Below are 13,060 nucleotides of genomic sequence, written 5' to 3' on the forward strand. Positions count from 1 at the left end.
AGACCAGGTCATACAGAAAATACCAATTAAAATTAAAAAAAGAAAAAGAGCCGTTTGGGAACGGCTCTTTATTGAAAGAGTTGTTTGATTTCTTCTTCACTCAGGGAAGTAAGCATGGATTCTCCAGGTTGAATAATTTGGTCGACTAGGTCGCGTTTCTTTTGTTGGAGCTGATAGATACGCTCTTCTATTGTACCTTCGGATATCATCCGGATGACCTGTACGACTTTTTCCTGACCGATGCGGTGCGCACGGCCGGCGGCTTGCTCTTCGATGGCCGGGTTCCACCAGAGATCGTAGAGGATAACGGTATCCGCACCTGTGAGGTTTAGACCGGTTCCTCCAGCTTTCAAGGAGATGAAGAACGCATCTTTTTCTCCTTCATTGAAAGCTTCAACCATTTCCATTCGTTTTTCGGATTTTGTACTACCATCTAAATAGAAGGCCTGTAATCCATCCTTGGCCAGTTCATCGTGCATCTTGGTCAGCATGCTTGAGAACTGAGAAAAGATCAGCAGTCGGTGCCCGCTTTCCTTCAGCTCACGGGTCAGTTCTTTCAACTGTTCAAGCTTTCCGGACTGCCCTTCATAGTTTTCAAGGAACAATCCCGGGTGGCAGCAAATTTGCCGCAGTCTCGTAAGTCCAGCAAGAATCTCGAGCTTACCCCGCTGGATCCCTTTGGTGGCAATTGTTTCTTGGATATCGTTTTGAATCCGCTCCAAGTAGGCGAGGTAAACTTCTTTTTGTTCTCGCGTCAGCTCTGAATACTGGACAGTATCAATCTTATCCGGCAGTTCATCAAGCACTTCTGTTTTCATCCGGCGTAAAATGAACGGACGTGTCATAAGAGAGATTTTTTCCGGTTTCAATTGCAAAAACTTTTTCTTGCTCGTGAAAAATCCTGGCATGATGGTCCGGAACAGCGACCATAGTTCCTGCAGGGAATTCTCAATCGGTGTACCACTTAAGGCAAAACGATGTCTCGATTTAATCGATCGAACAGCCACAGCTGTTTTCGTCGTTTCATTTTTAATCGCTTGTGATTCATCGAGGACCATGGCGTGAAACTTTTGCTCTTCATAAGAGGTGATATCCTGTCTGAGCAATGGATACGATGTAATCCAAATATCTTTATCTGCTGCTTCGTTCAGCGCTTCCTGTCTTGCCATCGGATCCCCAGTCAAAATCTGCACCGACAATTGGGGGGCGAATTTTTCAATTTCCTTTTTCCAATTGTAGACGAGTGAGGCAGGAGCGATGATGATGGCTGGGTCTGTCATGTGCCCCTTTATCTTTTCATCTAACAAAAAGGTGATCGTTTGGATGGTTTTCCCTAACCCCATATCGTCTGCGAGCACGCCGCCTAAACCGTAGTGGCTGAGCATTTTCATCCAGCGAAAGCCGGTCAATTGGTAGGGCCGCAAGTCCGCCTGCAGACCTTCTGGAGGATCAATCTCAAAGGACTGAGGTGATTTCAGTCGATCGACAAGCTCTTGGAAAAGCTGGTTTCTTTCTGCTTCATTCGGATTCAGGGCATCTTCTACCTGCAGGCTTCGTGCTGTAGAAACTTGAAAGTGATTGTCCTGTAAATCTTTCGTGCTCAAATCCAGATCATCGACGAGCTTTTGGAAGCGATCGAAGGATTCGCTCGTTAAAGCCATGAGTGCACCATCGGATAGGCGGTAATATTTTTTCCGTTCAATGACGGCTTTAAGAGCCTCGGTCACATCGTCATCACTAATGCCATCAATAGTAAAATTGATATCCAGCCAATTACCGTCGCTCTCCAGTTCAACCGACGTCTGCAATTCAAGTGGTCGATCTTCTACAAGGGAACGGACGGAAGAAGATAGATAGACGTCACTGTGCTCTTTCAATTTAGGCAGGTAATGATAAAGGAACTGATCCAGCTTGTCCTCGTCTTCAATGTAGACCATCTCTCCATCAAACTTGAATTCGGCAAGCTCAATGATCTGCATGATTTCCTGTTCTGTTTGTCGATCCCGTCTGACAATCGTCTGATTGCTCAATGGCTGCTCCTTGAACGGATCGATCGTCAAATCACCATATTGAAATTTTACATCAATCGTGAGTGTCCACTGTTGAAAATCCAAGTAGGCCTTAGCGACGAGCGACTCCTGCACAATTTTTTCTTGTGCTGAGCGATCAAGTTGTACATCTGCGATGGTCTCAAGTTCAGGAAGAACATAGGATACAATCCCTTCCATATCATGATGGCTTACTGTGTGGCTGCCATTTGAATTGTAAGGAAGGATGGTGTAAAGCGTTTGAAGGACCTCTTCCTTCTGATGATCGACAGGATAAAAGCTGCCTTTTTTATAAAGAAGATGGTAATCCGATAGATAATCGTAATCTTTCAAATGGTTCATGTGCATATGAAAATGGCCTCGTTCTTCCGAAACGTAAAAAGAAAGGTTCGGGAACTCTTCTTCGAAACGAACAAGTCCCACGTTTTCCCCTCGCTCCATGACCTCTGCCTGCTGCTTTTCTAAAAGCGGGAGGAGTTGATCAGCAAGAGTTGGAGTAATTTTTAATACTTTCGGTTCGGCTGAATTCCACTGTTGCTCATAAAACTGCTCTTGTTCATACGCAAGCTGTAAAAGTCTTAAAATTTCCTTGTCATCAGCAGAAAAGGAGTGTTCTGCCGGATCGTATGTGAACTTTTTTGTAATTCGGTACGCCTGATCTTTACGGATATGGTCAAGCAAATCACGAATGTTTTTAATCACGTAGGGATAATTTTCACCGAGCTTCATTTCCAAACCGAGACTTTTTGAGCCGAGAATCGATTGGAGGTGAAGGTAATATTGGATTTGAAGAGGTTTCTTCAAGTCCTGGGCCCCGCGATTTTCCTGACGCTGTCTGAAAGCCTCAAACAAGCTGACTGCAAACATCCGGTCCTGGTTCGTCAAACCGGACTGTGATTTCCGCCCTTTTTCCGCCAGTTTCGGCGCCAGATCTTCTAACGTTTTTTCACGGATGGCGATCAGAACGGCAGCAATATGTTTACACGTGTAATAGGTGGAATACGCTGGACATTCACACGTGGCTTCGACATCTTCGTCCTCAAAAAAGAAAACACGGACTTCATAGTCGTGTGTACCTGCAACGACTGCCCGCCATGAACGAATCGCACTATTATGAGAAAGGCCGTACACTTTTCCACGGTCGAAATATTGCTTTCCACGTGTGTAAAAAGCCTGACCAGTAATTTTCTTTATATCGTTCGGTTGTAATAAGTAACTCTGCATAACTGGCATCCTTACTATCGTTTTTATCCCATTATAACAGGTTTGAACACCTAAAGAGAATGAGAGGAATTTAGGAAGAACTGTATGACCAGGTCATCCAGATTCTGGATGACCTGGTACACCAATATTTGGAAGGTGTTCGTTTTTGTGATTGATTTTACATGTGGGTTATGCTAACTTTCAAAGTATAATCAAAAAATTCGACGAAGGCGCTTGAGTGTGTGAGCGCTTTTTTTATGGAGTGAATCTGCCAATGTAAAACGTATATCCTACCCAGCCTAATGTATTGAAATTCTTAATAAACGGAGGATATCACGATGAGTCAAATACAAAATGAAATGAAAAAACGCCGTACGTTTGCTATTATCTCCCACCCGGACGCCGGTAAAACAACGATGACGGAGAAAATGCTATTATTCGGAAACTTGATCCGATCCGCAGGTACGGTAAAAGGGAAAAAGTCTGGTAAGTTTGCGACATCGGACTGGATGGAAATTGAGAAGCAGCGTGGAATTTCTGTTACGTCCAGTGTGATGAACTTCCCTTACAAAGATTATCAAGTAAATATTCTGGATACACCCGGACACGAAGATTTCAGTGAAGACACGTACCGCACATTGACTGCTGTTGACAGTGTTGTCATGGTCATCGATGGAACAAAAGGGATTGAGGCGCAGACGCTCAAACTGTTTAAAGTTTGTAAAATGCGCGGCATCCCGATCTTTACTTTTATTAACAAAATGGACCGTGAAGGCCGTGAGCCGCTGGAATTGATGGAAGAAATCGAAGAAACGTTGAATATCGAAACCTATCCTATGACTTGGCCGGCAGGAATGGGCAAGCGCTTCTTAGGCGTTTTCGATCGTGAAAATGAGCAGTTTGTTCAATACACAGGAAACGAGGAAGAAGAATACATTCCATACAGCGAACTTGATCAGCATCCTGAATTAACGGAAAATGCCACGTTCCAGGAATCGGAAGAAGAAATGGAAATGGTCGCTGAAGCTGGGGATACCTTCGATATGGAAAAAGTGATGCGGGGAGACCAGACGCCTGTCTTCTTCGGAAGTGCCCTTGCTCCATTCGGTGTGGAAACGTTCTTCAATTCATTCATCGATATGGCTCCTGAACCGGCGCCAAGAAAATCGACAGAAGGTATTGTTTCTCCGGATCATGAGGAGTTCTCTGGTTTTATCTTTAAAATTCAGGCGAACATGAACCCACAGCACCGCGACCGGATTGCTTTTGTAAGAATCTGCTCCGGGAAATTCGAGCGCGGGATGAACGTTACACTTTCCCGTACAGGAAAAACGTTCAAGCTGGCACAATCCCAGCAGTTTGTGGCTTCTTCCCGTGGAACCGTAGAGGAAGGATATGCCGGGGATATTATCGGAATCTATGATCCGAACGTCTACCGAATCGGAGATACGATCGTAACTGGCAAATCCAACTTCGAGTACGATGAGCTTCCGCAATTCCCACCTGAACTATTTAAGAAAGTAACGGCGAAGAACGTCATGAAATCCAAGCAGTTCCGAAAAGGTTTGGAACAGCTTGTGCAAGAGGGCGCCATTCAGTTGTTCAAACGTTATCGTTTTGAAGACTATATCATCGGAGCGGTTGGTGAGCTTCAATACGAAGTCTTTGAATACCGCATGAAGAACGAGTACAACGTAGATATCGAGTTGACTCCTCTTGGCGAACGCATCCCACGCTGGTTGAAAGAAGACCAGGTCGATGAGTCGCTGTTTGATGAGCGAAACATGCTTGCAGAAGATCGGGAAGGCAATCCGCTTGTCCTCTTTAAAAACGACTTTTCTCTACGTTGGTTCCAAGATAAAAATCCTGACATCGAGCTGATCGACCTGTTCCAAGTCAACGAATACAACCAAACGCTGAATTCCTAATAAGCCAAGCACTTTGCATCCTGCAAAGTGCTTTTTTTATTGTGGGGAATGGGATAAACTGGATGACCTGGTGTGGAATTTTATTCCACACCAGGTCATCCAGTAATTTACAGAGAATATCCAAATGCGAATGTTTGTTCGTTCGATGTTAGAATGGTAAACTGTTGTGGTAAACTAAAAAGTACGAGTATAGACAATGAACGGAGGTTTTCGTCGTGGAGGAGAAGTTTGAATTAGTTTCACAGTATTCACCTCAAGGGGATCAGCCGCGAGCGATTGAGGAGCTTGTTCAAGGGATTGAACGAGGAGATAAGCATCAAACATTGCTCGGGGCCACAGGTACAGGTAAGACATTTACGATGTCCAATGTAATTGAGCGAGTGAATAAACCGACACTGATCATCGCCCATAACAAAACGCTTGCTGGACAGTTATATAGTGAGTTCAAAGAATTTTTCCCGAACAATGCTGTCGAGTATTTTGTCAGTTACTATGACTATTATCAGCCAGAAGCTTATGTGCCATCATCAGATACGTTTATCGAAAAAGATGCGAGCATCAATGATGAGATTGATAAATTACGCCACTCGGCCACTTCTGCTCTGTTCGAGCGGAACGATGTCATCATCGTTGCTAGTGTTTCTTGTATCTATGGTCTCGGTTCTCCCGACGAATACCGCAGCCAGGTGCTTTCTATAAGAACGGGTATGGAAAAAGACCGTGATGAGTTATTGAGAAATCTTGTGGATATCCAATATGCAAGAAATGATATCGACTTTCAGCGTGGTACCTTCCGAGTCCGTGGAGATTCGGTTGAAATCATCCCCGCTTCTAGAGAGGAACATGCGATGCGGGTGGAATTTTTCGGAGATGAAATCGACCGCATTCGTGAAGTTGATGTACTGACTGGTGAAGTTATCGGTGACCGGGATCACGTTGCGATTTTCCCAGCTTCACACTTCGTTACCCGTGAAGAAAAGTTGAAAAAAGCGATTAAAAACATAGAAAAAGAGTTAGAAGTCCGTCTGAAAGAATTGCGTGATCAAGATAAATTGCTGGAAGCCCAGCGTCTTGAACAACGGACAAATTATGATCTGGAAATGATGAACGAGATGGGCTTTTGTTCTGGTATCGAGAACTATTCGAGACACCTGACATTCAGAGAAGAAGGAGCAACACCTTACACCCTGCTTGATTATTTTCCAGATGATTTCCTTATGATGATCGATGAGTCTCACGTAACACTTCCTCAAGTCAGAGGGATGTACAACGGGGACCGAGCGCGAAAACAAGTACTGGTGGACCATGGGTTCAGACTGCCATCAGCCATGGATAACCGGCCGCTCATGTTCCCTGAATTTGAAGAACATATCAATCAGATCGCTTATGTTTCTGCGACTCCAGGCCCTTATGAAATTGAACATACACCGAAAATGATTGAACAGATTATCCGACCGACAGGGCTTCTGGATCCAGAAATTGACGTCCGCCCGATCCATGGTCAAATTGATGATCTTGTAGGTGAAATCAATAAACGAAAAGATAAGAATGAACGCGTCCTCGTGACGACATTAACGAAGAAGATGTCTGAGGATCTGACCGATTACCTCAAAGACTTAGGGATTAAGGTTGCTTATTTACACTCGGAAATCAAGACACTGGAACGCATTGAAATCATACGTGACCTCAGGGTCGGTAAATACGATGTCATAGTCGGAATCAACCTGCTTCGTGAAGGACTGGACATTCCTGAGGTTTCCCTCGTGACCATCCTGGATGCGGATAAAGAAGGATTCCTGCGTTCCGACCGTTCACTCATCCAGACGATTGGTCGAGCGGCACGTAATGAAAACGGTCGAGTGATTATGTATGCGGATAAGATGACGAAATCCATGCAGTTTGCGATTGATGAAACGTACAGACGTCGTGAAAAACAAATCGCTTATAACGAAGAGCACGGCGTCACACCGAAAACGATCAAGAAGGAAGTGCGTGACGTCATTAAAGCGACGAACGTTGCCGAAGACGAAACTGGATATGATACAGGTAAGAAGCCTTCAGAAATGACGAAGAAAGAACGTATGGAAATGATTGACAACTTGGAAACCGAAATGAAACAAGCCGCACGCGACCTCGATTTCGAACGGGCAGCCGAACTGCGTGATGTGCTGTTGGAATTAAAAGCGGAGGGATGAGAACAGTATGGTCAGCAAACATATCAGTATTAGAGGAGCACGTGCTCACAATTTGAAAAATATCGATATCGACATCCCGAAAAACAAACTGGTCGTCATGACCGGCTTGTCCGGTTCGGGGAAATCTTCTTTGGCTTTCGATACGATCTATGCAGAAGGACAGAGACGCTACGTTGAATCACTAAGTGCTTATGCACGCCAGTTTTTAGGACAAATGGACAAACCCGATGTGGACTCCATTGAAGGACTGTCACCGGCAATCTCCATTGACCAGAAAACAACGAGCCGTAACCCGCGTTCAACCGTAGGTACGGTAACGGAAATCTATGACTACCTGCGGCTATTGTTCGCACGCATCGGACGTCCGACGTGTCCGAAGCATGGTGTGGAAATCAGTTCACAAACGGTTCAGCAGATGGTCGACCGCGTGATGGAATATCCGGAAAGAACGAAGCTCCAAATCCTTGCGCCCGTTGTGTCTGGTCGAAAAGGTGAACATGCTAAAGTCTTTGAGCAGCTTCAGAAAGAAGGTTATATCCGCCTTCGTGTCGACGGGGAAATGCGCGAAATTTCCGAGGAAATAAATCTCGAGAAAAATAAAAAGCACTCGATTGAGGTCGTCATCGATCGAATCGTCGTGAAAGAAGGGGTGGAAGGCCGACTTTCTGACTCTATTGAGACCGCTCTTAAACTTGGCGGCGGTCATACGATCGTTGATGTGATCGGGGAAGAAGAGCTGATGTTCAGCGAACACCACGCCTGTCCTATCTGTGGTTTTTCCGTTAGTGAATTAGAGCCAAGAATGTTCTCATTCAACAGCCCTTATGGAGCTTGTAATCGTTGTGATGGATTAGGGACACAGCTTGAAGTCGACATCGACCTTGTCATCCCGGATTGGGGCCGCTCCTTGAATGAACATGCGATTGCTGCCTGGGAACCTCAAAGTTCTCAATACTATCCGCAGCTTCTGAAAAGTGTTTCCGATCATTACGGCATAGATATGGATAAACCATTCCGTGACCTGCCGGAAGAACATAAAGAAAAAGTGCTGTATGGAAGTGGCGAGGACAAAATCTATTTCCGCTATGAAAATGACTTCGGAAAAGTAAGGGAAAACGATATTTTCTTCGAGGGCGTCATTCCAAACATTTCTCGCCGTTACCGTGAAACGAGCTCGGATTATATCCGTGAACAGATGGAAAAATACATGGCACAAAAACCGTGTCCGAAGTGTAAAGGAAATCGGCTGAATGAAGAAGCATTAGCGGTCTTGATCGATGGAAAGCACATCGGGATCACAACCGATTATTCTGTGACTGAAGCGAAGGAGTTCTTCGAGGCTCTTGAGTTGACGGAAAAAGAAGAAACGATCGCCCGGATGATTCTTAAAGAAATCTGTGAACGTCTCAGTTTCTTAGCGAACGTAGGGCTGGATTATTTAACTCTCTCACGTTCGGCCGGGACATTGTCTGGTGGTGAGGCTCAGCGAATTCGACTGGCGACTCAAATCGGTTCGGCCCTTACTGGCGTTCTATATGTCCTCGATGAACCGTCCATTGGTCTTCACCAACGGGATAATGACCGGTTAATTAACACACTGAAACGAATGCGTGATCTTGATAATACGCTGATTGTCGTCGAGCATGATGAAGATACGATGCTGGCTGCGGATTACCTGATCGACATCGGACCGGGAGCAGGAGCTCATGGTGGCGATATCGTCACTCAAGGTACACCGAAACAGGTGATGAAAAGCCGGAAATCCTTGACAGGTCAATATCTATCCGGTAAAAAGTTCATTCCTCTTCCATCAGAACGTCGGAAGGCAGATGACCGCTTCCTGAAAATTAAAGGAGCGGAAGAAAACAACCTTAAAAAAGTGGATGCAGACATTCCGCTCGGAGTGTTCACAGCCGTAACAGGCGTTTCCGGGTCCGGTAAGAGTACGCTTATTAACGAGATCCTGTATAAGTCTCTTTCGATGAAGCTGCACAATGGAAAACAAAAACCTGGGAAACATCAAACAATTGAAGGTATGGAACATCTGGATAAAGTGATTGATATCGACCAATCACCGATCGGCCGGACTCCACGCTCCAATCCGGCTACTTACACGGGCGTATTTGATGATATCCGTGATGTTTTCGCTCAAACGAATGAAGCGAAAATCAGAGGTTATAAAAAAGGCCGGTTCAGTTTCAATGTCAAGGGTGGCCGCTGTGAGGCCTGCCGCGGGGATGGAATCATTAAGATTGAAATGCACTTCCTACCTGACGTTTATGTCCCTTGTGAAGTTTGCGATGGAAAAAGATATAACCGCGAAACATTGGAAGTGAAGTACAAAGGAAAGAGCATTGCTGATGTATTAGGGATGACGATTGAAGAAGCGCTCGACTTTTTTGCGAACATCCCTAAGATTAAGCGCAAGCTTCAAACAGTCGCTGATGTGGGACTGGAGTATATTAAACTCGGTCAGCCCGCCACTACTCTTTCGGGAGGGGAAGCACAGCGTGTGAAACTCGCAAGTGAACTCCATCGACGCTCGAATGGGAAGTCCTTTTATATTTTGGATGAGCCGACAACGGGTCTGCATGTTGATGATATTTCAAGGTTATTGAAAGTTTTGCAGAGGCTTGTAGATAACGGTGATTCTGTATTGATCATTGAGCACAACCTTGATGTCATTAAAGAAGCCGACCATATTATTGACCTCGGACCAGAGGGTGGAGAAAACGGAGGTCGAATTATTGCAAGCGGCACTCCTGAGCATGTATCGGAGCAGGAGATCTCTTATACGGGGCGTTATTTGAAACCGGTACTGGAACGTGACCGGGCACGGATGGATAAGAAAATGAATGCCCGTGAAAAAGTAGGGAACAAGTAGATGTTTTGACGCTTGCCTCTAAATTGAGTATCGTTAAACAAGAATCGTTTGACGGGAGGAATACGAGTGGATGCCATTCAACAGAAAGTTGTTCAAGACAAAATTGATCAACTTGCGAATAAAGAAGTTTATGTACACTTAGAAACGACGAACGGGGCTTATGCCAGTCACTTCGATGAAAATGCCTACAACGTCGGGGCGTTTATCCGAAACGCGCAAGTCTCTTATCAACACGGAAAAATCGTCAGTACCGGAGGGTCTTACCGCGTAGGTCTGAAACTGGACCTGGGCTGGGTGTATGCTGAAGGATTGACAGATTATGAAATTGATGAAAAGAATCGACTGCTCATGGCCGGTCATGACCGTGAGGGACGTCTAATGGTTGCTCTTGAAATCAGTGAAACACCTTTTTCACATGAGGCGGATCCTGATGAGTAAAGAAAGAGTGGTTGTCATTTTCCCTCATCCGGATGATGAATCGTTCGGAGCGTCCGGAACGATTTCTAAATTCCGTGATGAAGGCGTACCGGTCACTTATCTATGCGGTACGCTCGGGGAAATGGGTCGAAACATGGGCAATCCTGTGTTCGCTAATCGCGAAACGCTCTCTTCTTTTCGAAAAAAGGAGCTGGCTGAAGCGGCGAAACAGTTGGATATAGACGTTGAAATGCTTGGTTACAGGGATAAAACATTAGAGTTTGAACCCCGTCATCAAGTGGCTGAGCACCTGAAGGAACGTATCGAATCATTAGGAGCTACCATTATCATTACTCATTACCCTGGGTATGCTGTTCATCCGGATCATGATGCACTCGCTGCCGCAGTGGTTGAGGCTGTGGAAAACATGCCTGAGAAGAACCGTCCTCAAGTATGGATGCACGCCATATCCAATCAATCGGAACACGATCTTGGAAAGCCGGAGATCATTACGGATGTACGTCCTTACTGGGAAAGGAAACTGGCAGCTATCAAGGCCCACCTCTCCCAGGCTGACGGGATGATGAGTCTGATTGAAAATCATGACCAGGCTTCTGAACAATTAGAACGGCTGAAAACAGAACGTTTTTATATGTACAAATTTCAATGAACCCTTACACCTGAGAAATGAACCTCGTTTTCTCAGGTGTTTTTTAGTTTTTGAACCCTTTCGATAGGGAAAAACGTAAGAGATGAAAAGGAGCTGATTTTATGAATGAAGAACGTATGAAAATTCTACAAATGATTGAAAAAGGCACGATCTCTGCAGAAGAAGGAGCGAAACTATTAGAAGCTGTAGAAGAACCTTCTTCAAAAAACTCAAAGCAACGCGAGAAGTCTAAATACGGGCTGAGAAACTTCCTGGATGACGCGATGGAAAAGATTAAAAATGCAGATTTCGATTTTTCTTTTGGAGAATACGTTGAATTCAGTGATGAAACGGTTCTTCCTAACGAGGAGTTTCATGATGCCGACCTTTCTATATCCAACGGCTCTCTAAAAGTCCATACTTGGGACCAGGAGAATGTGAAAACTTCCTATCAGGTCAAAGTCTATCAAGTGGAAACGGAAGAAGAGGCGCGGAAAAGGTTTCATGATGAAACGCAAGTCGAGATTAAAAATGGTCTTCTACGCATCGCCAGTCCATCTAAAAAGATAAAAATGAATGTAGATTTATACATTCCAAATAAGAAATACGAATTCATCAAATCACAACTAACGAATGGAAATCTAAACATGGAGAATATCAAAAGTGATCATTTCCAGATGAAAACATCAAATGGAGCGGTTAAAGCGAAGCAGCTTTCTGGCGAGACGTGTAAAATGCAGACAGGTAACGGCGCGATTCACTTGCAGGAGAGTACTTTCGAAGAGTGTGAAACAGATACGATCAATGGTGCCATTACACTTTCAGGGGATATTGGAAAGACGGATGCTTCTTCGGTCAGCAGCAGTATAACGGTTGACTATAGCGGATCCAAAGCACACACAGGTTTTTATAAGACAACGACTGGAAAAATACAAGTATCTCTTCCGACGGAAAAGAAAGTCGATGGCGTACTGAGAACGAAATTCGGTCCAATTCAATGTGAATTGGATAATTACAAAATTTTGAAAGACCGAAATGATGTCGCCAACAAAATGTTGGAATTCGAAGCGTACGAACAATTCGAAGATGCATACCATATAGAAGCAGAGACGAAGACGGGTTCAGTGACCGTACAACCTCCTGTCCGCCTCTGAGAAGAGAATGATTCACGAAAGGCAGGGTGAAATTATGAAGAATTGGTTGATCCATATTGTCGTCAATACCATCGCCATCATTGCGGTCGGAGCACTCTTTGATTCTGTAATCATTGACGGTGTTGGAGGCGCATTGCTGGCGGCATTCATTTTATCGATCCTCAATGCGATCGTAAGGCCGGTCTTAGTGATTCTTACTTTACCGATTACGATTCTATCGCTCGGTTTATTCCTATTCATCATCAACGCCATTACCTTGTGGCTGACGGATGCTTTCCTGGGAAGCACGTTTGAGATCGATGGATTCGGCATGACCATCATCGCCGCCATTATCATATCTCTGATCAACCTTGTGTTAAACAGCTTAATCAAGGATATGAAAAATTAACCCCGTACCGTATGAGTTTTCTCATACGGTATTTTTATTGAAATCCTTACCTCACTAACGCTCCCTTTACTTGAAGACTCAGTTTCGAGATGCTTTCGGGTTTCGTTTGCCATAATGGGAGTTAGGGGTGGCTGGGAAGCTACTCGCTTTCCTGTGGGGGAGTGGCGAGCTTCCTCGGGCTAAAGCCCTGTGGG

At 44.8% G+C, this 13,060-nt stretch carries 8 protein-coding genes; 7 read left to right on the forward strand and 1 reads right to left on the reverse strand.

Annotated elements, in window-relative coordinates; genetic code table 11:
- Positions 1-68: 68 nt before the first annotated feature.
- Complete coding sequence (locus ACQ4XT_RS09405) at positions 69-3,272, reverse strand: DEAD/DEAH box helicase (RefSeq protein WP_446853464.1); 3,204 nt, start codon at positions 3,270-3,272, stop codon at positions 69-71.
- A gap of 317 nt (positions 3,273-3,589) precedes the next feature.
- Here ACQ4XT_RS09405 and ACQ4XT_RS09410 point away from each other — a divergent pair, with 317 nt between their 5' ends.
- The 7 genes from ACQ4XT_RS09410 (at position 3,590) to ACQ4XT_RS09440 (ending at position 12,866) form a co-directional block, all read left to right on the forward strand.
- A complete protein-coding gene (locus tag ACQ4XT_RS09410) occupies positions 3,590-5,179 on the forward strand; it encodes a peptide chain release factor 3 (RefSeq protein WP_446853465.1) in 1,590 nt (529 codons plus the stop codon).
- Between the two features lie 215 nt (positions 5,180-5,394).
- Positions 5,395-7,374, forward strand: coding sequence for an excinuclease ABC subunit UvrB (gene uvrB / locus ACQ4XT_RS09415; RefSeq protein WP_446853466.1), 1,980 nt, complete (start codon positions 5,395-5,397; stop codon positions 7,372-7,374).
- Positions 7,375-7,381: 7 nt separating this feature from the next.
- Complete coding sequence (gene uvrA, locus ACQ4XT_RS09420; protein ID WP_446853467.1) at positions 7,382-10,258, forward strand: excinuclease ABC subunit UvrA; 2,877 nt, start codon at positions 7,382-7,384, stop codon at positions 10,256-10,258.
- A gap of 66 nt (positions 10,259-10,324) precedes the next feature.
- Positions 10,325-10,696, forward strand: coding sequence for a YojF family protein (locus ACQ4XT_RS09425; RefSeq protein WP_446853468.1), 372 nt, complete (start codon positions 10,325-10,327; stop codon positions 10,694-10,696).
- Positions 10,689-11,345, forward strand: a complete 657-nt coding sequence (bshB2, locus tag ACQ4XT_RS09430; protein WP_446853469.1) for a bacillithiol biosynthesis deacetylase BshB2 — start codon at positions 10,689-10,691, stop codon at positions 11,343-11,345. The genes ACQ4XT_RS09425 and bshB2 overlap by 8 nt, the downstream gene beginning before the upstream one ends.
- Positions 11,346-11,446: 101 nt before the next feature.
- Positions 11,447-12,478 (forward strand): DUF4097 family beta strand repeat-containing protein, encoded by a 1,032-nt coding sequence (locus ACQ4XT_RS09435; protein WP_446853470.1) that lies wholly within the window; start codon positions 11,447-11,449, stop codon positions 12,476-12,478.
- Positions 12,479-12,512: 34 nt separating this feature from the next.
- Positions 12,513-12,866, forward strand: a complete 354-nt coding sequence (locus ACQ4XT_RS09440) for a phage holin family protein (RefSeq protein ID WP_446853471.1) — start codon at positions 12,513-12,515, stop codon at positions 12,864-12,866.
- The last annotated feature ends 194 nt before the right edge of the window (positions 12,867-13,060 follow it).

The sequence above is a fragment of the Halobacillus sp. 12SKB genome, assembly GCF_052941655.1.

Excerpts from the sequence above, each read along its gene's own strand:
- ACQ4XT_RS09405 (WP_446853464.1), bottom strand. The coding sequence starts at position 3,272 with ATGCAGAGTTACTTATTACAACCGAACGATATAAAGAAAATTACTGGT.
- ACQ4XT_RS09410 (WP_446853465.1), top strand. The coding sequence starts at position 3,590 with ATGAGTCAAATACAAAATGAAATGAAAAAACGCCGTACGTTTGCTATT.
- uvrA (WP_446853467.1), top strand. The coding sequence starts at position 7,382 with ATGGTCAGCAAACATATCAGTATTAGAGGAGCACGTGCTCACAATTTG.
- bshB2 (WP_446853469.1), top strand. The coding sequence starts at position 10,689 with ATGAGTAAAGAAAGAGTGGTTGTCATTTTCCCTCATCCGGATGATGAA.
- ACQ4XT_RS09435 (WP_446853470.1), top strand. The coding sequence starts at position 11,447 with ATGAATGAAGAACGTATGAAAATTCTACAAATGATTGAAAAAGGCACG.
- ACQ4XT_RS09440 (WP_446853471.1), top strand. The coding sequence starts at position 12,513 with ATGAAGAATTGGTTGATCCATATTGTCGTCAATACCATCGCCATCATT.